The organism is Deinococcus yavapaiensis KR-236, assembly GCF_003217515.1.
Taxonomy (GTDB): Bacteria; Deinococcota; Deinococci; order Deinococcales; family Deinococcaceae; genus Deinococcus_A; species Deinococcus_A yavapaiensis.
Genome location: NZ_QJSX01000008.1, coordinates 142,021 through 165,477, shown reverse-complemented (window position 1 = coordinate 165,477; position 23,457 = coordinate 142,021). Strand labels below are relative to the sequence as shown.

The 23,457-nt window shown below is 65.9% G+C and carries 26 protein-coding genes and 1 tRNA gene; 13 read left to right on the top strand and 14 right to left on the bottom strand.

What is annotated here, in order from left to right; translation table 11 throughout:
• Positions 1 to 140 precede the first annotated feature (140 nt).
• Positions 141 to 572, top strand: a complete 432-nt coding sequence (locus DES52_RS11715; protein WP_110887049.1) for a hypothetical protein — start codon at positions 141 to 143, stop codon at positions 570 to 572.
• A gap of 228 nt (positions 573 to 800) precedes the next feature.
• Here DES52_RS11715 and DES52_RS11710 read toward each other — a convergent pair whose 3' ends face one another.
• Complete coding sequence (locus tag DES52_RS11710; protein ID WP_110886993.1) at positions 801 to 1,793, bottom strand: WD40 repeat domain-containing protein; 993 nt, start codon at positions 1,791 to 1,793, stop codon at positions 801 to 803.
• A 408-nt stretch (positions 1,794 to 2,201) separates the two neighbouring features.
• Between DES52_RS11710 and DES52_RS11705 the strand changes: the two genes are divergently transcribed.
• The 4 genes from DES52_RS11705 (at position 2,202) to DES52_RS11690 (ending at position 5,546) form a co-directional block, all read left to right on the top strand.
• The gene (locus DES52_RS11705; RefSeq protein ID WP_146237268.1) at positions 2,202 to 2,393 is read left to right on the top strand and encodes a hypothetical protein; all 192 of its coding nucleotides are present in this window, start codon (positions 2,202 to 2,204) and stop codon (positions 2,391 to 2,393) included.
• A gap of 16 nt (positions 2,394 to 2,409) precedes the next feature.
• Entirely contained in the window at positions 2,410 to 3,612 is a 1,203-nt protein-coding gene (locus DES52_RS11700; RefSeq protein WP_110886991.1) for a zinc-dependent alcohol dehydrogenase, read from the top strand.
• A gap of 116 nt (positions 3,613 to 3,728) precedes the next feature.
• Entirely contained in the window at positions 3,729 to 4,841 is a 1,113-nt protein-coding gene (locus DES52_RS11695) for an L-dopachrome tautomerase-related protein (RefSeq protein ID WP_110886990.1), read from the top strand.
• Between the two features lie 414 nt (positions 4,842 to 5,255).
• A complete protein-coding gene (locus DES52_RS11690; protein WP_110886989.1) occupies positions 5,256 to 5,546 on the top strand; it encodes a hypothetical protein in 291 nt (96 codons plus the stop codon).
• A gap of 217 nt (positions 5,547 to 5,763) precedes the next feature.
• Here the strand turns inward: DES52_RS11690 and DES52_RS11685 are convergent, their stop codons facing one another.
• The 4 genes from DES52_RS11685 to DES52_RS11670 form a co-directional block, all read right to left on the bottom strand.
• Positions 5,764 to 6,639, bottom strand: coding sequence for an alpha/beta fold hydrolase (locus DES52_RS11685; RefSeq protein WP_110886988.1), 876 nt, complete (start codon positions 6,637 to 6,639; stop codon positions 5,764 to 5,766).
• A 96-nt stretch (positions 6,640 to 6,735) separates the two neighbouring features.
• A complete protein-coding gene (locus DES52_RS11680; protein ID WP_110886987.1) occupies positions 6,736 to 7,584 on the bottom strand; it encodes an IS5 family transposase in 849 nt (282 codons plus the stop codon).
• A gap of 143 nt (positions 7,585 to 7,727) precedes the next feature.
• Positions 7,728 to 7,803: transfer RNA gene (locus DES52_RS11675), tRNA-Lys, on the bottom strand.
• A 15-nt stretch (positions 7,804 to 7,818) separates the two neighbouring features.
• Positions 7,819 to 8,808 (bottom strand): helix-turn-helix transcriptional regulator, encoded by a 990-nt coding sequence (locus DES52_RS11670; protein WP_110886986.1) that lies wholly within the window; start codon positions 8,806 to 8,808, stop codon positions 7,819 to 7,821.
• Between the two features lie 72 nt (positions 8,809 to 8,880).
• Between DES52_RS11670 and DES52_RS11665 the strand changes: the two genes are divergently transcribed.
• Entirely contained in the window at positions 8,881 to 9,351 is a 471-nt protein-coding gene (locus DES52_RS11665) for a DinB family protein (protein WP_110886985.1), read from the top strand.
• Here DES52_RS11665 and DES52_RS11660 read toward each other — a convergent pair.
• Complete coding sequence (locus DES52_RS11660) at positions 9,339 to 10,523, bottom strand: bifunctional folylpolyglutamate synthase/dihydrofolate synthase (protein ID WP_110886984.1); 1,185 nt, start codon at positions 10,521 to 10,523, stop codon at positions 9,339 to 9,341. The two genes, DES52_RS11665 and DES52_RS11660, sit on opposite strands and share 13 nt — an antisense overlap.
• 36 nt (positions 10,524 to 10,559) lie before the next feature.
• On the opposite strand from DES52_RS11660, the gene purE reads away from it, so the two are divergent.
• From purE to DES52_RS11625, 7 genes are all read left to right on the top strand, one after another.
• The gene (gene purE / locus DES52_RS11655) at positions 10,560 to 11,093 is read left to right on the top strand and encodes a 5-(carboxyamino)imidazole ribonucleotide mutase (RefSeq protein ID WP_110886983.1); all 534 of its coding nucleotides are present in this window, start codon (positions 10,560 to 10,562) and stop codon (positions 11,091 to 11,093) included.
• Positions 11,090 to 12,205, top strand: a complete 1,116-nt coding sequence (purK, locus tag DES52_RS11650; RefSeq protein ID WP_110886982.1) for a 5-(carboxyamino)imidazole ribonucleotide synthase — start codon at positions 11,090 to 11,092, stop codon at positions 12,203 to 12,205. Before purE ends, purK begins: the two co-directional genes overlap by 4 nt.
• Entirely contained in the window at positions 12,195 to 13,184 is a 990-nt protein-coding gene (locus DES52_RS11645) for a carbohydrate kinase family protein (protein WP_110886981.1), read from the top strand. Before purK ends, DES52_RS11645 begins: the two co-directional genes overlap by 11 nt.
• Entirely contained in the window at positions 13,181 to 14,179 is a 999-nt protein-coding gene (mltG, locus tag DES52_RS11640; protein ID WP_110886980.1) for an endolytic transglycosylase MltG, read from the top strand. Before DES52_RS11645 ends, mltG begins: the two co-directional genes overlap by 4 nt.
• Positions 14,176 to 14,727 carry a 5-formyltetrahydrofolate cyclo-ligase gene (locus DES52_RS11635; protein WP_110886979.1) on the top strand — a complete coding sequence of 184 codons (552 nt, stop codon included), beginning with the start codon at positions 14,176 to 14,178 and terminating at the stop codon, positions 14,725 to 14,727. The genes mltG and DES52_RS11635 overlap by 4 nt, the downstream gene beginning before the upstream one ends.
• A gap of 9 nt (positions 14,728 to 14,736) precedes the next feature.
• On the top strand, positions 14,737 to 15,534 hold the full coding sequence (locus DES52_RS11630; protein ID WP_110886978.1) for an enoyl-CoA hydratase-related protein: 798 nt from the start codon (positions 14,737 to 14,739) through the stop codon (positions 15,532 to 15,534).
• Positions 15,535 to 15,604: 70 nt separating this feature from the next.
• Positions 15,605 to 16,078 carry a response regulator gene (locus tag DES52_RS11625; RefSeq protein ID WP_110886977.1) on the top strand — a complete coding sequence of 158 codons (474 nt, stop codon included), beginning with the start codon at positions 15,605 to 15,607 and terminating at the stop codon, positions 16,076 to 16,078.
• Between the two features lie 10 nt (positions 16,079 to 16,088).
• Here DES52_RS11625 and DES52_RS11620 read toward each other — a convergent pair whose 3' ends face one another.
• The 8 genes from DES52_RS11620 to mntB form a co-directional block, all read right to left on the bottom strand.
• On the bottom strand, positions 16,089 to 17,069 hold the full coding sequence (locus tag DES52_RS11620; RefSeq protein WP_110886976.1) for an alpha/beta hydrolase family protein: 981 nt from the start codon (positions 17,067 to 17,069) through the stop codon (positions 16,089 to 16,091).
• 107 nt (positions 17,070 to 17,176) lie between these two features.
• Positions 17,177 to 18,094, bottom strand: a complete 918-nt coding sequence (locus tag DES52_RS11615) for a metal ABC transporter permease (RefSeq protein WP_110886975.1) — start codon at positions 18,092 to 18,094, stop codon at positions 17,177 to 17,179.
• On the bottom strand, positions 18,091 to 18,987 hold the full coding sequence (locus DES52_RS11610) for a metal ABC transporter permease (RefSeq protein ID WP_110886974.1): 897 nt from the start codon (positions 18,985 to 18,987) through the stop codon (positions 18,091 to 18,093). The genes DES52_RS11615 and DES52_RS11610 overlap by 4 nt, the downstream gene beginning before the upstream one ends.
• A complete protein-coding gene (locus DES52_RS11605; RefSeq protein WP_245900947.1) occupies positions 18,980 to 19,753 on the bottom strand; it encodes a metal ABC transporter ATP-binding protein in 774 nt (257 codons plus the stop codon). Before DES52_RS11605 ends, DES52_RS11610 begins: the two co-directional genes overlap by 8 nt.
• An 8-nt stretch (positions 19,754 to 19,761) precedes the next feature.
• The gene (locus DES52_RS11600) at positions 19,762 to 20,664 is read right to left on the bottom strand and encodes a metal ABC transporter solute-binding protein, Zn/Mn family (protein WP_110886973.1); all 903 of its coding nucleotides are present in this window, start codon (positions 20,662 to 20,664) and stop codon (positions 19,762 to 19,764) included.
• Between the two features lie 13 nt (positions 20,665 to 20,677).
• Entirely contained in the window at positions 20,678 to 21,904 is a 1,227-nt protein-coding gene (locus DES52_RS11595) for an Nramp family divalent metal transporter (RefSeq protein WP_110886972.1), read from the bottom strand.
• On the bottom strand, positions 21,901 to 22,587 hold the full coding sequence (locus DES52_RS11590) for a metal-dependent transcriptional regulator (RefSeq protein WP_110886971.1): 687 nt from the start codon (positions 22,585 to 22,587) through the stop codon (positions 21,901 to 21,903). The genes DES52_RS11595 and DES52_RS11590 overlap by 4 nt, the downstream gene beginning before the upstream one ends.
• A 56-nt stretch (positions 22,588 to 22,643) precedes the next feature.
• Positions 22,644 to 23,453, bottom strand: coding sequence for a manganese ABC transporter permease MntB (mntB, locus tag DES52_RS11585; protein WP_110886970.1), 810 nt, complete (start codon positions 23,451 to 23,453; stop codon positions 22,644 to 22,646).
• Between the last annotated feature and the right edge of the window lie 4 nt (positions 23,454 to 23,457).

Genomic DNA, 23,457 nt, shown 5'->3' with positions numbered 1-23,457 from the left:
CCATGACGACGGTTCGCAGGAGCCGCCGAGCCCCGAGCCTCGTGGCACGTCCCGCCTCGACCGAAGTGCTTTTTATCAGCACGGAGGCCGTGTAGCTTCCGTGACGGCTCGCCTGGAAAGCGCGGCCTATGCTGCCGAACGTGACCCTCCTGATCGTTCACGCGGCCGTGACGTGGTGTCTCGTGGGGCTTATCTGGACGATTCAGCTCGTGCACTACCCGCTGTTCGATTTTGTCGGAGAAGCGGGCTTCACCGCGTACCACACGCGGCACTCGAGCGTCATCTCGTTCCTCGTCGGTCCGCTCATGCTGCTCGAACTCGTCACGGCGGGTTGGCTGGTCCTGCACCCACCGCCGAGCGTGTCAGCCACGCCGTGTTGGATCGGCTTCGCACTGGTCCTCGTGATCTGGGCGTCGACGGCCTTCGTGTCCGTGCCGATTCATGCTCGGCTCGGCTCAGGCTTCGACTCGGGGCTCGTCTCGACCTTGGTCGGCACGAACTGGATTCGCACGGTCGCATGGACGGCCCGAGGTGTCTTGATCCTGACGATTCTCCTGCGCGCCCTGGCTTGATCTACCGAAAAGTGCCCGCGACATCACGGGTTTCGGAGGCGAGCGCGTCTTACGCTCGACGGCGCCGTGAACGAGCCGACGTTCTTGCAAACGCACCTACATGCTCGACGTTTTGAACGAGTCCTGCGAGAGCGTGACGAGCAAGCGCTTCGTGCTCGCGCGACCCACGAAGCGAGTTGGGGAGGACACGTCGGCTCTTCGCCGAGCCGTGCGAGTGACGGGTCCGAGTCAGGGAACTTCGCCTTCGAGAACGACTTTCGAGAGCGAGTCGGGGTAGCTCGTCGACACCAAGAGCGAATTTCCGTCCGGCGTGAGGACCGCGAACCCTTCGACTCGCACTTGGTACAGCCGCTTCAGGGTGCGGGTGTCGTACACGAGCGCCAGCAGTCGGCCGTCTCGCGGATCGACGGTCACCGTGATTCTCGATCCGTCACGGCTCAGCGAGGCGTTCAATGGACCGTGCGCGCAGTTCACGAAGGATGCGGGCTGTTCGCAGGGCGTGACGTACATCGGCAAAGTCTTCGAGACGCTCCCGCTTTCGGAATCGAACCAGCCGATGGTGTACCTCGGTGCCTCCGCGATCAACATGCTCGTACCAGGCTCGAAGACGAACGTCGCGGGCGAAAAGCCGGGAAGGCTCTGCACGCTCCCGAGCTTCATGCCGTCCGCGACGTTCCATAGCGTCGTCGCGTCGTTCGGAGCTTCGTACGATCGAATGTTCACGGCGAGCACCCGTGAGTCGGGCCGAAAGGCGAGCCTGTCAGGGCGGGATTTCAGCAAAATCGTCGCGCGACGCTCCCCGCGCTCGACGTCCCACAGTTGAACGTACCCGTTGCTGTTCGCGGCAGCGAGGGTGCGCCCGTCGGGACTGAACGTCAGGGCCGTGGTGCCCCGCACCCCTTGAAGCTTGGATGACCAGCGGGTCGTGGGCGTGCGAACAGTGAGGACGTCCTGCGCCTTGTCGAGCCAAGCGGCAAGGCGCAGGTCGGAGGACACGGAGACGAGGCTGACGTCGTCGCCAACCTCGGGAATCGAGACGCTCGAGACGACCTTGCCCGTGACGAGGCTGCGAACGTTCACATCGAGCGGAGCGGCGCCCGAGCCGCGTGCGCGCGAAGTCACCAGCACATCGCCGTTCGGCGCGAAGCCGAGCGAGAAGACGTTCGGGACCGTCCAAGCGGCGCTGGCGGCGAGCAAAGCGCCGAGAAGCAGCGTAGGCATTCTTCAGCTTCCTCGATCCCGTCTGACGCCGCGTGAGCGGGCTGTCGTTGTCCCACCTTCCGCCTTGGATGGAAAGACGGTCGGAAGGCGCATGTCATGGCAACGACGTGTGCGCCAACGGACGTGTCTCTCGAAATCAAGAAATCAAAAGGCGTCCTGACCTTCACACCAAGCTTGTACGCGGCCTCCATCCCGGACGCAGCAGCCCATGAGCGGCCCAGCCACCGAGAACAAGTGCGCCGCGTAGACGTCGAACACGCCGCCCTCTCGTGACCGTGCCGACGAGCGAGGAGGCCGGAAAACAACGCGTCAGCTGAAGTGTGCGCGCGCCGCCCTTCATGACAAGGCATGAAGGGCGGTGAGCAGTTCGCCTCATGCGCGTCGTGTGAGGTGGAGCAGGAGGTCGACATGACACAGGACGAAGAGCAGACGAAGAGCAAGCCCGACGAGCACGGCGACGGCCTGCAATCCCAATTGCCGAAGGAACAAACATCGCAAAACCTGCCGGGCAACCGAGGTGCTCCGGACGAGCAAGGCGAAAGCGACCGCGAGGGGCGCCACGGTCGCCCGTCCGACGATTCCGATCCAGGGCACAGCTGAGCGGCATGAGGAACGTATGAAAGCAGTGGTATGGCACGGGGTGGGTGACATCCGTCTCGACGATGTTCCCGAACCGACCCTCGAACAACCCGGCGACGCGATCGTTCGCCTCACGGCCTCTGCCATTTGCGGAACGGACTTGCACTTCGTGCACGGCACCGGGGGCGAGATGGTGCCCGGCACCATCCTCGGGCATGAAGGCGTCGGCATCGTGGAGTCGGTCGGCTCGGACGTTCGCAACTTCCGCCCCGGCGACCGCGTCGTCATTCCCAGCACCATCGCCTGCGGATACTGTTCGTACTGCCGCGCCGGTTACACCTCGCAGTGCGACAACGCCAACCCCAACGGTCCATCGGCGGGCACCGCCTTCTTCGGCGGCCCGAAAATGAGCGGTCCCTTTCAAGGCTTGCAAGCGGAACTCGCCCGGATTCCCTACGCCGCGGCGAATCTCGTCAAAATTCCGGATTCCGTGACCGATCAGCAGGCGATCTTGTGCAGCGACATCTTTCCGACCGCGTACTTCGGCGCGGAACTCGCCGAGATCGAGGAAGGGGACACGGTCGCGGTGTTCGGATGCGGTCCCGTCGGGCAGTTCGTGATCACGTCCGCCAAACTCATGGGCGCCGGGCGCGTCTTCGCCGTCGACGCGGTCGAGTCGCGTTTGGAGACCGCGCGGTATCAAGGCGCGGAGGTCATCAACTTCGAGCAGGAAGACCCCGTGGCGACCATTCAACGCCTCACGGGCGGCGTCGGCGTGGACCGCGCGATCGACGCGGTCGGCGTGGACGCCAAGCACGCGCACGCCGGACCCGCCGCCGAGCAGGCGGCCCAAGAGGAGGCGCAATTTCAGCAGCAGCTGCAGCAAGTCGCGCCGCAAGGCTTGGCGGGCAACCACGGGGACGCGCCTTCGCAAGCGCTGGAATGGGCCGTGCAAGCACTTGCGAAGGCGGGCACGCTGTCGATCATCGGCGTGTACCCGCAGACGATGCAGAGCTTCCCGATCGGCGCGGCGATGAACAAGAACCTGACGATCAACATGGGCAACTGCCACCACCGCAAGTACATCCCGATGCTGCTGGACCTCATTCAGAACGGCACGCTCGACCCGACGGCCTTGTTGTCGAACGTCGAGGAGATGAGCGATGCCGTCGCGGCGTACCAAGCGTTCGACGAGCGTCGTCCCGGCTGGCTCAAAGTCGAGGTCGTTCCCGGGTTGTAGCGGGTGCGCCGTGCCGACCTCGGTTCCACGTCGCGCTTAGCTCGATTTGCCACCCTCTCGTTTCGAGCGTCGCGAGAACCCCCGCTTCACCTCTCGCCGTCATCCCAGGAGACCGAATGAGCGACCCCGAACGGACCACGAACTTACCGATGGAACGCCTCACGGGCGTCCTCGAGATCGTCGCGCACTTTCACGGGCCCATGCCGACGGGCGTGACCGTGTCGCGCGAAGGGCGCATCTTCGTGAACTTCCCGAAGTGGGGCGACGACGTGACGTTCACCGTCGCCGAGCTTCGCCAAGGAGAGGCGGTGGCGTACCCCGATCAAGCGACGAACGACACGAACGAAGACGACCTCGCCGCCGCACTCGTGAGCGTTCAGAGCGTCGTCGTTGACGCTGCCGATCGATTGTGGATGCTCGATACGGGCAGCCCGATGTTCGAGCGCACGTCTTATGGGGGGCCGAAGCTCGTGTGCGTGGATCTTGCCGCAAACAGCGTCACTCGTAAGATTTTGCTGCCGACAGACGTGGCGTTGCCCACCACGTACCTCAACGACATTCGTTTCGACTTGCGCCGAAACGCCGCTTTTATCACCGACTCGGCGCAAGACGGTCCGAACGGGATCATCGTCGTGAATCTCGAAACGGGCGAGAGCTGGCGGCGGCGGCACGACCACCCGTCCACCAAGGCGCGTGACCTCACGGACTTCGTCCCGATCGTGGAAGGACGGCCGTTTCTGGAGGTCACGCCCGACGCCCCGCCGAAGTCGGGAGCGGGCATGGGAGCCGACGGCATCGCCATCTCCGCCGACGGCGAGCGGTTGTACTACTGCCCGTTGGGAAGCCGACGGCTGTACAGCGTCAGCACGGCGGCCCTCCTCGACCGAACGCTGGACGACGACGCTGTCGCGGCGACGGTCACCGACGAGGGCGACAAGGGCGGCGGCGCGGACGGACTGGAGTCGGACGCGGACGGCTTCGTGTACGCCACGAACTACGAGCATGGAAGCATCACCCGGCGCAAGCCTGGCGGCGTGTGGGAAACGGTCGTGCGCGATCCGCGCCTGTTGTGGCCCGACACGCTCTCTCTGGCCGAGGACGGCTTTTTGTACGTCACGGCGAACCAATTGCATCGCCAAGCGCGTTACCACGAAGGCAAGGATCAACGTCACAAGCCGTACACCCTCTTTCGGGTGCGCGTGAACGCTCGGCCCGTGCGGCTCGTGTGACGAGAACGAAGCGCTTCGGTCGTCTTCGCCTCAAGGTGCCACGACGCGTTCGTGGCTCCTTTTTCGTCACTTGGGACGATCGTTCTTCTCGGACGGCTCGCCAGTACGGCCGAGCGTGATGCTCGAGTTTTTGCGAGCCGGGCAGGTCACGGACGTCACGAGGGAGAGGCGATGGGCAAGCGTGGCCGATCAGCAGCTGATGAGCGTTGAGAGAGTGCGGGAGAAGCTTCTTCCAAGTCCTATCGAACCGTCGAGCATCCTTTCTCCTGATGGAGTCGTGTGCCGAAGCGTCGGGCAGGGTGGCGCCGATCAGTCTCCCTTGGCGTCGACGCTCGCGTGCTTCGAGAGGAACGCCCCCACTTCCCGCGGCACCCGTCGTGCCTGGAGTTCTCAAGTGAGTGGAACAATGACCCCATGCCGGACGAAGTGAAATCCATCATCGCCCTTGAAACGTACGAGCCCGAGGTCTCGCGCGTCCTCAGCATCTACCTTGAAAACCTCTACGTCGCTCACCACGGCGCCGAAGGCGCTTACCACGTCTGGGTCACCACCACGCTCGGTCGGCAGTACCGCGTCACCGAGGATGGCTTCGCGACTGCCGAGGAGGCCACGACCCACGCGCATGCTCTAATGCAAGGCATCTCCGCTCATCTCCGGGCGAATGGTGCAGGAGAAAGCGAGTTCTTTCCGGACGCGCCGAACTGACGGCCGCCACGAAAAAGCGCCCCTCCCCGCCCGAAGGCGAGAGGGGGACACACGCTTCTTTGCTCACCGCGCCCCTGTGCATCACGCCGCTTGAGGTGTTGCCCGAGGAAATTCGTGTTCCTTGGTCAGTCGGCAGAGGGCCGCCTTGGCGGTGCTGTCGTCCTTGAGCAACACGCTCTGACGAGGTCAGAGCGTGCGGGCAGGAAACGATCAAGTGTCAAAGCGTGGTATCACGCGCTGCTCGCCACACCCGCTCGATCACGCTCACCACTTCGAGTGGTGCGTCGAAATGCACGTAGTGAAAACTATTCGGCGCCACCACCAACTCCCCGCGTGTCGACGACCGCGCGTAGTCCGCTTGCATCGCCTTCCACGCCACGTCCATTGCCGCCACGCCCTCGCGTGTCGCCATCGTCATGCCCCACTGCCACAACCGCTCCACCGGTTCCGTATGGCTGCGCGACACGACCGCGAGCGGCAAGGCGCCCAGCACTCCCTCGCTCGCCACCGCTTCTCCTTGCCGCAGCATGCCCGACCATAGAGGTCGCTCCGGGAACGTCTCGGCGCGCGTCTCCGCGTTCTCTTGCCACCATGCGCCCTCCTCGGGCGGCAACACGGCAGTGAAGCGCGCGAGTTGATTGGGGTGCGACGCGTCGAGCAGCACCAGTCCCGCCACGCGCTCCGGACATTGACGCGCGAAGGTGAAGGCGATCAAGCCGCCGAAGGAGTGCCCGACCAGCACCGCCCGTGAAACGTTGGCCGCGTCGAGGACGGCTTGCAACTCATCGCAGAAGTCATCCACGGTCCGGGGTGCGCTCGGCGCTTGGCTGGCGTCGATGCCCCCACGGTCGTAAGCGATGACACGCGTGAGGGCGGCCAGGGCCGGCTCGATTAGAGACCTTCCATTCCACGGTGCGGTCGCCATGGTGCCTTCTTGCATTTCACGGCTGGGGACTTGCCGCCAGTGGCGCGCGGGACCGCCCATGCCGGTGAGCAACACGATGGGGACATCGCCCTTACCCGTGGTCGTGGCGTGCACGCGAAGGCCTTGATGACGAACCCAGAACTCCTCGACTTGCGGGGGGTGCGACATGCGGTCAGCGTACCAGCGGTCTCGCGCGAGTGTGGCACATGTGCAGACGCGCAGAACGCTTGACAGAGTCGTGTTAGAGACCGTCCGAGAAGGGGTTTAGGCGGCAAGGCGACGAACCAAAAGATGCGTAGCGGCCACCTGCAAAAAGGCTTCTGTCGTTTCCGGTAAGAACTCGTAATCCCGCACCAAGCGGCGGTGGAACGAGTACCACGCGAACGAACGCTCCACCACCCAGCGTCTTGGAATGACCTTGAACTTCTTCTGTTCCTCCAACGCCTCGAAATACCAGTCGGGTAACGGCTGGTCCTTCGGCCACCAGATTCCGCGGATCTTGCGAGGGCGTGCGACGACCTCCACCGTCCAGCCTACTTCGCCCTCAACCCACTTCACCCACTGCCCTCGATACCCTTGATCGACAAACAAATGCCTCAGGGGCGGAATAGCTTGCTTCGCCTCCAGGAGGACGTCCTCACCTCCATCACGGTCACTGATGTTCGCTGGAAGCACTTTGATCAGCAGGGGTAAACCGAGGGTGTCCACCAGCAGGTGTCGTTTGCGGCCACTGATCTTTTTGGCACCGTCGTACCCTCTTGGACCACCCCGCTGGCTGGTCCGGATGCTTTGGCTGTCCAGGATGGCCGCGGTCGGTTCGGGTGAACGCCCGGCCGCCATGCGCGCCATTCGGCGAAGCTCATCTTGCATTCGCTTCCAGGTGCCGTCGAGACGGAACTGACGGAAGTAATGGTAGACCGTCTTCCACGGTGGAAACTCGTGGGGCAGCATGCGCCAGGAACACCCGGAGCGATCAACGTAGAAGATGGCGTCGAGGATGTCCCTGAGGGGATGCTTGCGAGGCCGGCCGCCTTGCTTGGCGAGCGGGACGAGTGGCTCGAGAATGCGCCATTCACGGTCCGTCAGATCGGAGGGATAGGGGTGCCGTGCCATCCTTCAGCGTAGCTCCGCCCCTTCTCAGACGGCCTCTTAGTGCAACAAAATCTATTTGGGCAACGTTTGGGCAAAAGAGATGACCAACACCCCACCACCTTTTACATCCAAACGGAAAAACCCCGTCTTAGACGGGGTTTGCTTGGTGGGTCGTGTAGGAATCGAACCTACAACCCGCTGATTAAGAGTCAGCTGCTCTGCCAATTGAGCTAACGACCCAAGGCGGAAAGTAGTCTAGGGTTTGGTCGCTTTCTTGTCAAGCGTAGAATCGCCGGGTATGGCGGCGGCTCGCGCGGCGCGTTCGGCGAGGGTTCGAAGGGCACCTCGCAGCGCTTCGGGCGCTCGAACGACGAAGTCGCAGTTCAGGCCGAGAAGCATCGCGGCAAAGGGACCGAGGTGCTCGCGGGTACAGCGCAGGACGGTGCCGGGGCCGTCGGCCGTGAGGGTGACGCGCCAAGGCACGAGCTTCGCCTCGGCGTCCGAGAGAGGCAAGTCCAGCCAAACGTCCACGTGGTGGGGAGCGTGCGCGAACGGAAGCGTGTCGTGAAGGTACGCTTTGGCGTCGAACGTGCCGGGACGGTCGAAGGCTTGGAGTTCGACCGTGAGGTCGGCGGCGCGGTCGAGGCGAAAGGAGCGGAGGGCGGCGCGCGCCTGGCAGCGGCCGACGAGGTACCAGCGACCGTCTAGGTGCACCGTGCCGTACGGTTCGACCCTGCGGCGGGACGTGGCGCCGTCGTGCTTGCGGTACGTGAAGGAGACGACGCGACGTTGGCGAATGGCGTGGGCGACGTCGGCGAGCAGGGCGGCGGGAGTGGGAACTGTCCACGGCGGCGCGGAGAGGTCGACGGCACCTTCGACGTCCTCGACGCGCTCTTGCAAGTCGCGGGGCAAAACGCGCCGAAGCTTCGCTTGCGCGCCGCTCGCGGCGGGCGTGAACTCGGCGAGGCCGAGGTGCGCGAGGGCGTGCAGGCCGAGCGTGACGGCGAGCGCCTCGTCGTTCGTGAGCATGAGGGGCGGCAGGCGAAAACCGGGCCGCAAATGGTACGCGCCGCCCGGCCCGCGGGTGGACGTGACGGGAATGCCTAGGTCCTGCAACCGCGTGACGTACCGCTGCACGGTGCGCGGACTGACTTCGAGGACACGCGCGAGTTCGGGGCCCGTGACGCGTTCGCGTGCCTGCAGGAGTTCCAGCACGGTGAGGACGCGCATGGAGGGGTCGTACACGCTTCAGTGTCGCACGAAAAGGCGACGAGTCTTGACGGGAATTGCTCGTACGCTACGTTGAGGAGGCCCGACATGACGACCATGACTTCGACCGTTTCCCTTTCGCAACAAGCCTTGCTGGATTACTGGCTGGGGCACCGAGTGCTCACGCGGCGCACGATCGAGGCGTTTCCGGACGAGGCGTTGTTCTCGTTCAAGCCGACTTCGACCTTACGATCGTTTGGCGAGATGATGTTGGAGGTCGTCGGAATGATCGAGCCGACCCTGGCTTACTTGCGAAGCGGTGAGTGGACGCCGACGATGGAGAGGTTCGAGGACGTCCGGTCGAAGACGGCGTTGCTCGCCGCTTGGGACGAAGCGACGCGCCGTCTGATGGACGAATGGACGAGCGTGCCGAGCGAGCGCGTGTGGGCGGTCGTGCCGCCCCTGCCCCACCTCGTGGCCGTGCCGTACCTGATCGACAACGAGGTGCACCACCGCGCGCAAGGCTTCGTCTACTTGAGGCTGTTGGAGATCGAACCGCCCGCGTTCTACGAGCGCTGAGCCGTGAGGGACGTGCGAGGAACGCTCGTGAGGGCGCCACGCAACGTCCCGGCGAGGTACAAGCTTCCCGCCACGAGAACACGGCCGCCGGGCGGTGTGGCGCGAAGGGCGAGCGCGAGAGCCGCTCGTGGATCGGGAGCGGCCGTGCCGTCGTGAAACGACGCGAGGGCGGCAGGATCCGTCCCGCCCTCGCCGGGCGTCGTGAAGACGACGTGTCGCGCGATGCGCCGCAGAGGAGCGAGGGTGTCGGCGACGTCCTTGCGGCTCATGACGCCGAAGACGAGCGTGTCGACGCTGCCGAGAGAATCGGCGAGCGCGTTGGCGGCGTGCGGGTTGTGCGCGCCGTCGAGCAGGACGGTGCGGCCGTCCACGTCGAAGCGCTCCAAACGCCCCTTGTGCGTGGCGTCCAGAGCAGCTTCGATGCCCGCGTCGCGCCTTAGGAGCCGCAGGGTGGCCAGGGCGAGCCGTGCATTGCAGCGTTGGTACTCGCCCGCGAGGCGCGGAAGGCGCGGCAAGTGGAACAGGTCGGGATGGGTACTCGGCGTGTAGACGATCGCGCCACGCTGCGAGGCGACATGAAGGGCGACCTCCAAGCCTTCTCCCGTGGCGGTCGTCAGGAAGGGCACGCCCTCCAGCGCGGCCGCAGCCTTGTCGAGGGCGATGTCGCGAGTCGTCGGGCCGAGGGTGAGGACGTGGTCGACGGCGACGTTCGTGAGGAGGACGGCGGCGACGTTCCGAAGGGCCTGCGTGGCGTCGGACGCGCCGCCGACCCCCGCTTCCATGACCGCGGTCGTGACGCCCTCGTCTCGAAAGGTGGCGCAGGCAAGGCCGAGGGTGAGTTCGAAGAACGGCGCGTGCGGCGCGTGTTCCTTGGCCCAGTCGACGAACTCGGCGGTGCGCCGCGCCGAAATGTCGCGTCCGTTCACGCGAACGCGCTCTTCGAAGGCTTCGAGGTGAGGCGACGTGAAGCACCCCACCGTCTCCCCTGCCGCCGTCAGGCCCGCTTCGAGCATGGCGGCCGTGCTGCCCTTGCCGTTCGTGCCGACGACGCGCACGCTGCGAAACGCGCGGTCGGGCTGCCCGAGGCAGGCCAGCAGGTCGTCGGCACGCTCGGGGCCGCGTTGCTGGCCGCCGCGCGTGCGGGTGAAGAGCCAGTCGTACACGCTTTGCACGAAGACAGGCTAGCGTACGAGGCGGGGTAGCGTACAATGGCGCGCGTGACGAGCGTGCAGGACGTGAAGGTGGGCGTGGTGATGGGAAGCCGCAGCGACTTCGAGACGATGAAGGCGGCGCTCGACGTCTTGGGAGAGTTCGGCGTGGCATTCGAGGCGCGCGTGCTGTCCGCGCATCGTACGCCGCGCCTTCTCGAAGCCTACGGACGCCGCGCGGAAGAGATCGGCTTGCGAGCGATCATCGCCGGCGCGGGCGGCGCGGCTCACTTGCCGGGCATGTTGGCGGCGTTCACGCGCGTGCCCGTCTTGGGGGTGCCGGTGCAAAGCCGCGCGCTGCATGGCCTCGACTCGCTCTTGTCGATCGTGCAGATGCCGGGCGGAGTGCCCGTGGCGACCTTCGCGATCGGTACGGCGGGCGCGCGCAACGCGGCCCTGTTCGCCACGGCCATGCTGGCGAACGAGGACGAGACCGTGCGCGCGCGGTTGAACACGTTTCGCGAGCGACAAACGGCCGAGGTGCTGGGAAATCCGTTCTTCGAAGGTTACTGCCCGGCGGAGTTCGAGACGTGAAGCGAACGCTGGGCATTCTCGGCGGCGGGCAACTCGCGCAGATGCTCGCCGCCGCCGCCTTGCCGCTCGGCGTGCGGTGCGTGGTGCTGGAGCCCGACGAGGCGGCGCCCGCGCGGCTGGTGGCTCGGCATCTTCGCGCGGCTTATACGAACGAGGCGGCCTTGGCGGACCTCGCGTCGTGCGACGCGGTGACGCTGGAGTTCGAGAACGTTCCCGTGGAGGCCTTGGCGTTCCTGACGCGGCGCGTGCCCGTGCGACCCGCGCCGCGGTTGTTCGAGATCAGCCGTCACCGCGTGCTGGAGAAGAACGCGGTTCGCGCGCTCGGCATCGAAACGGCCCCGTTCGTGGTGCTCGGCGAGGAAGACGACAGCGTGTCGCTCGCGGCGGTGGGCGGCCAGGGCATCGTGAAGACGGCGGAATTCGGCTACGACGGCAAAGGGCAGGCGCGCGTGCGAAGCGTGGAAGAGTTGCGCGTGGCGAGAAAGGCGATGAACTTCGCGCCGAGCATCTTGGAGGGCCTCGTGGACTTCGTGCGGGAGGTGAGCGTCTCGGTCGCGCGCTCGCCGTCCGGAGAAGTGACGTTCTCGGGCTTGGTGGAAAACCGTCACGCGAACGGCATCCTGCACGAGTCGGTGTGGCCCGCGAGCAGCGAAGCGAGCGTGGCGTCGCGCGCCCGTGAAATCGCGCGAACGGTCGCCGAAGCGTGGGAACTGGAAGGGCTGCTCACCTTGGAATTCTTCGAATTGCGAAGCGGGGAGTTGCTCGTGAACGAGATCGCGCCGCGAGTGCACAACTCAGGCCACCTCACGCAAGACGGCGGGGGCCCGAGCCAGTTCGAGGCGCAGGTGCGGGCGGTGCTGGACTTGCCGATGCTGGACTTCGCGCCGCGCGGTCCGAGCGGCATGGTGAACGTCTTGGGATGGGAAGGCGCGGAGCCGGATTGGAGCGAGATCCTGCGTTTGAGCGGCGCGCGACTGCACTTGTACCACAAGGAGAATCGGCCGGGTCGCAAACTCGGCCACGTCAACGTGACCGGTTCGACGCCGCAGGAAGTCGCGGCGACCATGGCCCGCGTGCGCAACGTGCTTTATACTTCGGCGAATGTGGAGTGATCGTTGCACGCCCCTCGTGTCCCTCGGCGACCTCGCGTGGGACGTGCTCGCCAAGCCCGACACCGTGATTTTGCCCGGCGGCGATACCACGGGCCGCTTGGAGTTGTCGGGTGGAGGCAGCGCGGCGAACCTCGCGGTGTGGGCGGCCCGCGTGGGGTACGACGTGACCTTCGTCGGGAAGATCGGGCGCGATACCTTCGGGGAGCTCGCGCGTTTGGAGCTCGTGGAGGAAGGCGTGACGCCGCGCGTCATCGAGTCGGACGAGCATCGGACCGGGGTGATTTTGGCCCTCATCGAGCAGTCGGGGCAGCGAGCGATGCTGTCGGGTCAAGGCGCCGACTGGTTTTTGATGCCCGAGGAGTTGCCCAAGGCGGACTTGGCTGGCGCGCGACATCTGCATCTCACCGCGTGGAGTCTCTTCGCGGATCCTCCTCGCGGCGCAGCGCTCGAAGCGGCGCGAATCGCGAAGGAGGGCGGCGCGACCATCAGCCTCGATCCGGGGTCCTTCCAGATGATCCAGTCGTTCGGGCGCGACGACTTCTTGAAGCTTTTGGACGCGATCGGCTTCGACTTGCTGCTGCCGAACGCCGACGAGGCGCTCGCCCTCAGTGGACGCAGCGAGCCGTACGAGATGCTGGCGTGGTTGCGCGACCGTTTTCCCAAGGCGACGATATTGTTGAAGCTCGACGCGCAAGGCGCTTTGATCGGCTTGCCGGGCCGCGACCCCGTGCACGTTCCGGCGACGGACGACCAGCTCTTGGACGCGACGGGCGCGGGCGACGCGTTCGGCGGCGCGTTCCTGGGGCACCTTCTATGTTACGGCGAGCCGATCGCGGCGGCGCGGTGCGCGGCGGACGTGTCCGGCTGGGTGGTGAGCCGCTTCGGCGCGCGCGCTCCGATGGACGACGATCTTAAGGCACGCTTAAGGCGTCACGGGGTGGGCAGCCGTCAGACTGCGAAGTCGGAGTCCTCCCTTTGAAAATCTTCGTTCGGCTCGTGCTGGTGTTCGTCTTGCTGCTCGTCGTGGCGGCGGGCGGGCTGGGTTACTACGCTTACGACATGACGCGGCCCGCCGGAGGCGGCAAGTTCGAGTTGGAGGTGAAGCCCGGCACGACCTTGCCAGCGGTCGCCGACCAGCTGCAAGCGAAGAAAATCGTGAAGAGCGCGGACGCGTTGCGCGCCGTGATGCGCTTTCGAGGAACCGCCACGGGGCTCAAGGAAGGTCTCTACGATTTGAACGGGCGCATGGACGCCTTCGAAGTCGCCGACAGCCTCGCGCGGCCAGGCCGACCGCGCATCATGCTCGTCACGATTCCCGAGGGCAAGCGCCTGAAGGACTTGCCGGAGATCTTCGCGAAGGCGAAGCTCGGCGATGCGAGCACGCTCCTCGCTACCTTGAAGGACGCGTCTCTCAGCGAGTACGCCAAGGGGAACCTCGAAGGCTTCCTGTTCCCGGCGACGTATCCGTTTCGGCCCGAGGCGACGAACGAGGAGATGGTGCGCGCGCTCGTGCAGCGCATGGCCGAGGAGTTCACGCCCGAGCACGTCGAAGCGGCCAAGAAGCTCGGCCTCGACGTGTACGGCTGGGTGACGGTCGCGAGCATGGTCCAGGCGGAAGCGGCGAACGACGAGGAGATGCCCGCCATCGCCGGGGTGTTCCTCAATCGCCTCGACGACCGCATGGCGCTGGGGTCGGATCCGACGGTCGCGTACGGCCTCGGCAAGGACTTGCCCGAGCTCGACCGCTTCGCCGGCGACTTCCAGAAGGACACGCCGTACAACACCTACACTCGCCCGGGCTTGCCTCAAGGGCCGATCAACAATCCCGGCCAGGCGGCGCTGCTGTCGGTGCTGAACGCGCGGCGCCTCGTGAATGGCGAGCGCGCGTTGTACTTCCTGCACGGCCTGAAGGGCGAGTTTCGCGTGAACTCGAATTACGCGGCGCACAACCGCGACATCGCCCGCTATCGATGACCAAAGCCGAGCTTCGCGCCTGGGCGAGCCAACGGCGCCGTGAGGTGCCCGACGCGTCGAGCGCGTTGACGGCGCATCTCGCCGACTGGCTGGAGGCCAGCGGTGCGCGAACGGTGCTGGCGTACCGCGCCCTGCCGAGCGAGCCGGACGTCAGCGAGTTGTCGAGCGCGTTCGAGTTGTTGACGACGCGAACGATCTGGGCGCCGCGGCGAGCCCTGACCGTCCACGTGTGGAGCAGCGCGACGGAGCGTGATCGATTCGGAATCCTGCAGCCGCCGCTCGGCACGCCGGACCTTCCGAAAAGTGCGGCCGACGTCGTGCTCGTGCCCGGCCTCGCCTTCGATCGGCGCGGCGGTCGGCTCGGAACGGGCGGCGGCTTCTACGACCGCCTACTGGCAGGCTGGGACGTTCCCACGGTCGGCGTGACTTGGACGGAGTTGCTGGTGGATGAAGTGCCCCTCGAGCCGCACGACGTGCGCGTACGGTTCGTGGCGACGCAAGACGGCGTCTTCGATTGCGAACGGGCGTTCGCTCGAGTCGTTTGCTAAGGTGAACGCATGACGCAAGAAAGCGTGGTGCTGCAAGACCTGCGTGAAGGCGTGCTGACCCTCACGATGAATCGCCCCGACAAGCTCAATGCCGCCAACGACGCGTTGCTGCTCGGATTGCTCGACGCGTTGAAGAAAGCCGAGCGTGACGACGCCGTGCGTGTGATTGTCCTGACAGGCGCGGGCCGAGGCTTTTGCGCGGGGCAAGACCTCGGTGACGTCTCGGCGCGTGACATGGGCTTCGCCGAGCACCTCAAGCACACCTACAATCCGCTCGTGAGCAAGATGCGCTCTATCGAGAAGCCGATCGTCACGGCGGTGAACGGCGTCGCGGCCGGAGCAGGCGCCAGCCTCGCGCTCGCGGGCGACATTCGCTTGTGGTCGGAAAGCGCCGTGTTCATCGAGGTGTTCTCGAACATCGCGCTCGTTCCCGACTCGGGCAGCACGTGGACGTTGCCGCGCCTCGTGGGCTTCAACAAGGCGTTCGAGCTCATGGCGTTCGCGGATCGCGTGGACGCCGCCGAGGGCTTGCGGCTCGGCCTGTGCGAGCGGGTCTTTCCGGCGGCGTCGTTCATGGAGGACGTTCGCGCCTACGCCGAGAAGCTCGCCGCGCGGCCCGTGAAGGCTCTCGGTCTCACGAAGCGCGCCCTCACGAAGGCGATGTCGAGCACGCTCGACGAGGCGCTGGAGTACGAGGCGCACGTGCAAGAAATCGTCGGCAGCGGCGCTGAACACGCCGAAGGTCTCGCGGCGTTCAAGGAGCGTCGACCCGCGAACTTCAAGGGCGTAAACGTCACGAAGGGTTGAGCGAAAGTTGAGGTATCATGTCGGCGTCTCGCGTGGACTCACGCGGTCGTGACACCTCAAGGACTCTTTGATGATCGATATTCTGTTGGTGGACGACAGCGAAGCGGACGTGATGCTCACTCAGCTCGCTTTCGAGGAAGCGCGTGTCGAGAATCGCGTGCACGTGGCCCGTGACGGCGTGGAAGCCTTGGAGTTCCTGTACAAGCAGGGCTCGTTCGTGAACGCGCCGACGCCCGACGTGGTGCTGCTCGACCTCAATATGCCGCGTATGAACGGTTTGGAAGTGCTGGCAGAGCTCAAAAGCCACGAGCGGTTGCGCAACATTCCCGTGGTCGTGCTCACGACGTCACAAGCGGAAGCGGATATCTGGCGTTCGTACAACCTGCACGCCAACGCGTACATTCCGAAGCCGGTGAGCCTTCCGGAGTTCCTGGAAGTCGTGCGGACCTTCGAGGACTTCTGGTTGGCGGTCGCGCGGTTGTCGCCCAAGGACTTCAGCGCGACCGTCAAGGCCGAAGAGCACTCGCCGCAGCGAGAAAAGTAAGTCCGGAGTCTTAGAGGCTTCGGCGGAAGAACTCCACGGAGCGCCGCAGGGCCGTGGACAAGTTGCGGCTGATGTTGTGGTCGTCACCCGGATACTCGAAGAGGGTGTACGTTTTTCCGGCGGCGCGCAGACCCGTCGCGAGCGAGCGGGAAAACGCGACGGGAACCGTGGCGTCGCCGATGGCGTGCTGAAGCTCGACGGGGCCGTTCAAGCGCGCGAGGTACGAGTTCGCCGAGATGGCGTTCCAGAAGCTCGGATTCGTTTGCGGCGTGCCGTACGTCTCGAGGATCTGCGTTCGCGTGCGCCGTGACGGCGAGTTCGGCGGCGGACCGCCGCCGTCACGGCGATGCCAGTTGTTGAGGATGTCGTTGTACGGCGCGACGACGCCGCCCCAAATGCTGCCCGCCTTGATGCGCTTGTCGAGCACCATGGCCCGCAGCGTGAGGTAGCCGCCCATCGAGTGGCCCCACATGCCGATGCGATCGGCATTCACTGTTTTGAAGCGGCGCAGGCTCGCGAAGGCGTTGAGGGTGTCGATGGTGTAATCAGGCCGCCAATACGCGCCTTGCGCTTCGCCTTGCGAACTGCCGTGGCCTCGCAAGTCCGGTTTGAACACCACGAAGCCCGCCCGAGCGAACGCGTCCACGTACGCGATGTAACGCTCGGTCGTGCGGTACACGTTCGGCGGGATGTACCCGTGCATGAAGACGAGGCCGGGAAAACCGCCTTTCGGGACGGCGGCGTTCGGAACGGTGAGGAGCCCGTAGATTTTGAGGCCGTCCGAGCGGTACGACGCGATGTAACGCTTGTAGTTCACGCCCGAGCTCAGCGTCTGCTCGATGACGAGGTCGCTGCCAGGGTAGCTGCGCTGGCTCATGATGTCGATGCGAAGAGGAAAGGTCGCGGCGGGCGGCAGGGACGGAAGCGGCGCGGCGCTTTGCGCGGCGGCGGCCCCGAGCAGCAGGGGCACGGCGAGAAGAAGTGGTCGCACGCGCTCAGCTTGAGGTTTGGCGTGCCGCGAACGCTAGGAGGTCGGCTACAGGTCGCCGGGAAGCAAGCGCCGTTGCCTTGAAAGCGCGCCAGGACGCGCCGGGAGACTCAGTGGAGGCCCGCGCGCTTCTCGGGGCGCGACTTGGCTTGCCACCCGGCGCGGCGGCGAACGAGGGTCGTGAGGACGCCGCCGTGCGGTGAGAGCAGCGCGGCGAGGGCGAACTGCAAGCCGAGAACCGTGGCGATGGCGCCGCTGATCGAGGCGTCCACGAAGATCGCCGCGGCGTAGCCGACGACGCAGGCGACCGCGCCGACGAGCACGGTGAGGAGCAGCATCCTCGACAATCGGCGCGTGAGGAGGTAGGCCGTCGCGGCGGGGACGATGAGGAAGGCGATGACGAGAATCGCGCCGACCGCCTCGAAAGCGCCGACGGTCGTCATGGACACGAGCGCCATGAGAAGGTAGTGCAGCAAGGCGGGCGCGAAGCCGAGCGAGGCGGCGAGCGAGGCGTCGAAGGTGGAGACTTTGAGCTCTTTGTAAAGCAGGCCCACGAAGGCGAAGTTCACGAGGGCGAGCGCGCCGAGAATCCACAGGCTGGCGGGCCCGACATTCCGGTCGCCCACGATGAAGTCGTTGAAGGGCGTGTAGGCGATTTCGCCGTACAAAACGGCGTCGAGGTCGAGGTGGACGTTTTGGTAGTACAGCGAGACGGCGAGCACGCCGAAGCTAAACAACGCCGGGAAGACCAAGCCGATCGCGGTGTCGCCTCGCACCCGCCCGGTTTTCGCGAGCAGTTCGACGAGCGTGACGGTCAGCAATCCGACGAACGCCGCGCCGAGCAAGTTCGGCAAGGTGGAGTACGATCCGCCCGTGAGCCAGAACGCCAGGACGATGCCCGGCAGGACGGCGTGCGAAATGGCGTCCGCCATGAGGCCGAGGCGGCGCAGCACGAGAAACACGCCGAGCGGTGCCGTGGCGAGCGCCACGAGAATCGCCGTGCCGAGAATGATCGCGTCGACGCTCACGACGTCACCTCGGAGCGGACGCGGGCGCGGGCGCGTTTCTCGCGACGCAGCGAAGGAACGACGCCGCGCAGAGGAGCGAACAGCAGCGATGCGAGGGCGATGCCCGTCGCCACGAGGATCACGAGTGGTCCGGTCGGCAGGCCGTCGCGCGTGGCGGAGATCGCCGCGCCGAAAAAGCCCGACGCGCCCCCGAAGGCCCCCGCGAGCAGCAACATCTTCGACAGCGAGTCCGTCCATTGCCGAGCGGCGGCGGCGGGCGCGACCAGCATCGCCGCCATCAACACGACCCCGACGGTCTGCAAGCCGATCATGACGGCGAGGACGGTGAGGCTCGTCAAGAGGGCGCCCAGGACACCCGTGGGCAGCCCGAGGCTCGCGGCGAAGTCGGAATCGAAGGACAGCAGCTTGAACTCCTTGTACAGCAGCGCGACGATGCCCAGGGCCAAGCCGCCCAGCACGGCGAAGGTCGTGACGTCCGACGCCACGATCGTCGCCGCCTGTCCGAAGAGAAAGGCGTCGAGGCCCGCTTGGTTCGGGCGGCCCGAGTGTTGCACGAAGGTCAGCAAGGCGATGCCGAAGCCGAAGAAGCCCGAGAGGACCACGCCGAGGGCCGCGTCTTCCTTGAGCCGCGTAACGCGCAGAATGGCGATCACGGCGAGCGAGCCGAGCCAGCCCGCGACGCCTGCGCCGAGCAGGAGGGGCAAGGCGGCCTTGGCGCCCGTCGCGAGAAACGCGAGGACGATGCCGGGCAGCGCCGCGTGCGCGAGCGCGTCCCCGATGAGGCTTTGGCGGCGCAGCACCGCGAAGCTCCCGAGAACGCCGCCTACCACGCCGAGCAGGGCCGCGCCGAGGGTGACGTTGCGCAAGGTGTAGTCCGTGAGGACGTCAATCATCGGCGGCCTCGCGCAGAAACGAGAGGCGGGCGCGCTCGCCGTACGTCGCGTGGAGGTTTTCGGGCGTGAACACGGTGGGCAAGGGGCCGCTCGCGATGACGGAGACGTTGAGGAGGGCCACCCAGTCGAAGTAGTCGCGAACCGTTTCGAGGTCGTGGTGCACGACGATGACCGTCTTGCCCGACGCGCGCAGATCGCGCAGTACCTCGAAGATCGCCTTTTCGGTAGGCTCGTCGACGCCCGCGAACGGCTCGTCCATGAAGTACAAGTCGGCGTCTTGTGCCAAGGCCCGCGCGAGGAACACCCGTTGCTGCTGACCGCCGGACAGTTGGGAGATTTGACGCGCCGCGAAGTCGGCGAGTCCGACGCGTTCCAGGCATGCAATCGCCACGTCGCGCTCGTGTCGGCCCGGGCGGCGAATCCATCCGAGGCGGCCGTAAAGACCCATCGTGACGACGTCGAGGGCGGACGTCGGGAAATCCCAGTCGACGCTGCCGCGTTGAGGCACGTACCCGACGCGTTGACGCGCGACCTTGAGGTTTTGTCCGAAGAACAAGGCGCGGCCCGCCGCGAGCGGCACGAGCCCGAGGGCCGCCTTGATGAGCGTGCTCTTTCCCGCGCCGTTCGGGCCGACGATGGCGCACAATTGCCCTGCCGGAAAGGAGAGGTGGATGTTTCGCAGTACGGGCGTGTCTCGGTACGCGACGGTGAGGTCGCGCACGTCGAGAGGTGCGGCGGTCAGTACGGTGTTCATGGAGGTGGTCATCAGCTCCCCTATCGAAGGGCCTTCACGAGAAGTTCGACGTTGTGACGAATCATGCCGACGTAGGTGCCTTCGGGCGTGCCTTCGGCACCGGCGGAGTCGGTGAAGAGCTCTCCGCCGATCTCGACGTCGTGGCCGCGGGCGAGGACGGCTTGGCGTACCGCTTCGACGTTGCGTCTCGGCACGCTGGACTCCACGAAGATCGCGCCGATTTCGCGTTCGGCGATGAAGGCGGCGAGGCCGCGCACGTCATGCGTGCCTGCCTCGGCGACCGTGGAGATGCCTTGCAAGCCGCGCACTTCGACGTCGTAGCGCTCTCCGAAGTAGCCGAAGGCGTCATGGGCGGAAATCAGGACGCGGCGCGCCTTGGGAATGCGGCCGAGTTCCGACTCCACCCAAGTGTCGAGGCGTGACAGCTCGGCGAGATAGCGGCGTGCGTTGTTCGCGTAGTAAGAAGCGCTGGCGGGGTCCATCTTCGTCAAGCCCGCGCGCACCGCGCCGACCGTGTACTTCCACAAGCTCACGTCGAACCACACGTGCGGATCGACGCCGCTGGCGACGCGGTGCAGACGGTTCGTCGGAATGGCCTCGCCGACGGCGAAGGTCGGGTGGAAGCGGTCCATGCGCTCCAGGATCTCGCTCATCTTGCCTTCGAGGTGAAGGCCGACGTAAAAGGTGACGTCGGCTTTGGCGAGCGTGCGGACGTCTCCGGCGGACGCCTTGTAGTAGTGGGGATCCACGCCGGGTTCCATGAGGCCCGTGACGGTCACGCGCTTCCCGCCGACTTGCCGAACGACGTCCGTGAGCATGTTGACGGTCGTCGTGACGCGCATGCGGCGCTGTGACAAGTCCTCTTCGGCCACGGTGGCGGCGCAACCGGTCAGGAGTGGCAGCAGCAGCAAAGTCCTTTTCATCGCCGCACCCGATTCACAGTTGCACCAGGAACGCGACGTTGAGGCCGATCACAAGCAGGGCGGCGACCGCGCCGAGCAGCGTGACGAGACGCGTGTTCACGAGCGAGCCCATGAGCTTGGAGCGGCTCGTGAAGATCAGCAGGGGCACGAGGGCGAAGGGAATGCCGAAGCTGAGGGCGACTTGGGACCACACGAGGGCGCGCGTCGGGTCGACGTTGAGCAGGATCACGACGACGGCTGGAAGCAGCGTCACGAGGCGGCGCAGCCAAAGTGGAACTTTCCAGCCCGTGAAGCCTTCCATGACGATCTGCCCAGCGAGCGTGCCGACGACGCTCGACGAGAGGCCCGACGCGAGCAGCGCGACGCCGAAGACGGTCGCGGCGAAACCGCCGAGCAACGGCGTGAGGGTATGGTAGGCGGTCGCGAGATCGGCGATGTCGTTGTGGCCGGTCGCGTGGAAGGTGGCGGCGCTCACGCCGAGCATCGCGACGTTCACGAACCCCGCGATCAAGAGGGCGACCGTGACGCTGACGGCGTTGAGAAGCCCGGCGCTCTTGGCTTGGGCGGGCGTGGTGTGCCGCGTTTTCGTGAGGGCGCCGTGGAGGTAGATGACGTGCGGCATGACGGTCGCGCCGACGATGCTGACGGCGAGCAGCAACGCGCCGTCGGGCAAGGCGTGCGGCAAGAGGCTGCGCGCGACGGCGCTCGCACCGTGCGAGAGGGCGAGTTCGACGACGTAGCACAGCGCGATGAAGCCCACGAAGGCGCCCACGACGATTTCGAGGACGCGTCCTTTGCGGCCTTGCGCGGCGAGCAGGGCGAAGGTGAAGACGGCGGTGACGATCGCGCCGAGCCACAGCGGCCAGTGCAGCAGCAGTTGCAGCGCGATGGACGCCCCGAGGAACTCGGCGAGGTCCGTCGCCATCGCGACGAGTTCCGCTTGCGCCCAGTAGAGTTTCGACGCCCAGTCGGGCCACGTGTCGCGAATGAGTTCGGGAAGGCTGGCGCCGGTGGCGAGCCCGAGCTTCGCCGACAGAATCTGCACGAGGATCGCCATGAGGCTCGCGGCGACCACGACCCACACGAGGGCCGTGCCGAAGGCGGCGCCTCCGGAGATGTTCGCGGCGAAGTTGCCCGGGTCCATGTACGCCACGGACGCGACGAGGGCGGGGCCGAGAAAGGCGAGGCGCGCGCCGAGGGGAACTTTGGGCCCGCGTTCTCGACGACGAGAGAGAATCACGCGCCCACCCCGCCTTCGCGCACGGCGGCGGGCGTGACGAGGACGCGGTCGGCGATGGTGAGGGCGAGGGTGCGTTCGACGCCGTCGATGCGAACGGTGAGCGTTCCGAGTCCTTCCTCGCGGCGCAGGACGGTGACGCTCGCGCTCGGCGTGAGGCCGCTCGACATCAGGGAGCGCAGCAGCAGGGTTTCGTCGGGAATGCGCCGCACGAAGGCGTTTTCGCCGACGGCGAGGCTGCCGAGAGGTTGCGAGTCCGACGGCGGCAGTTCGAGGGTGGAGCTCGGGATGGGATCGCCGTGCGGATCGTGGGTCGGATGGCCGAGCCAGTCGGCGATGCGCGCTTCGAAGTCCTCGCTGATGACGTGCTCGAGTTTCTCGGCTTCGTCGTGCACTTCGTCGAGGGCGTAGCCGAGCGCGCGGTGCAAGTAGAGTTCGAGCAGGCGGTGGTGGCGCAAGATCTCCAAGGCGATGCGTTCGCCTTCCACCGTGAGGCTCGCGCCTTGGTAGGAGGCGTGCGTGACGAGGTGTTGCTCGGCGAGCTTGCGCAGCATCCCGGTGACCGAGGCGGGCGTGACGTCGAGGGCTTCGGCGAGCGCTTGGGTGCTGACTTTACCGTCTTGACCGAGGAGGTAGAGGTGTTTGAGGTAGTCCTCGGCCGCGTGGGAGAGAAGGCGGCGCGACATGATCTATTTTAGGCATGCCTAAATCTAATATTTTGTGATGCGAAACCAAATTCTCGTTAAGCTTTGCGGCGCGTCAGCAAAACGAGCAGAAACATCACGGTGTTCGCCAAGACGATCGTCGCGCCCGGAGCGAGATCGAGGTAGTACGACGCGTAAAGACCCACCGCGCCCGCCGAGACGCCCAGCAACGCCGCCACGAGCATCATCGAGCGCAATCCGCGCGTCAGCAGACGAGCCGTCGCCGAAGACGTCACCAGCAAGCTCACCGAGAGGGTCGTTCCGACGAGTTGAATCGTCAGCACCACGACGAGTCCGATCAGGACCAGCAGCAGATTGTTGAGCCGCGACACGGGCAGGCCGATGGCGCGCGCTTCCGTCGGATCGAAGGCGAGCAGCACGAGTTCCTTGTGAAACGCGGCAAGCACGCAGGCGATGAGGGCCGTGACCCCGGCGGAAGTCAGCAGATCGGCGCGGGACACACCGAGAGGATTGCCGACGAGGAAGTTCGCCAGGTCCACGGCGTAAGTTTGGGCGCGCGACAGCAAGGCCACGCCCAAGGCGAACATTCCCACGAACACGATCCCGATCGCGCTGTCCTGCTTCAAACCGCTGCGGTTCGACACGAAGCCGATGCCGAGCGACGTCAGGACCGCCGCGACGACCGCGCCGAGCAGCAAGTTCGTCTTCAGCAAAAACGCCGCGACGATTCCCGGAAAGACCGCGTGGCTCATCGCGTCCCCGATGTACGACAAGCCGCGCAGCACGACGTACACGCCGATAACGGCGCACATGACGGACACGAGCGTGACCCCGAGCAGGGCCCGCGTGAAAAACTCGTAGTGAAGGGGTTCGAGCAGCCAGTTCACGCCG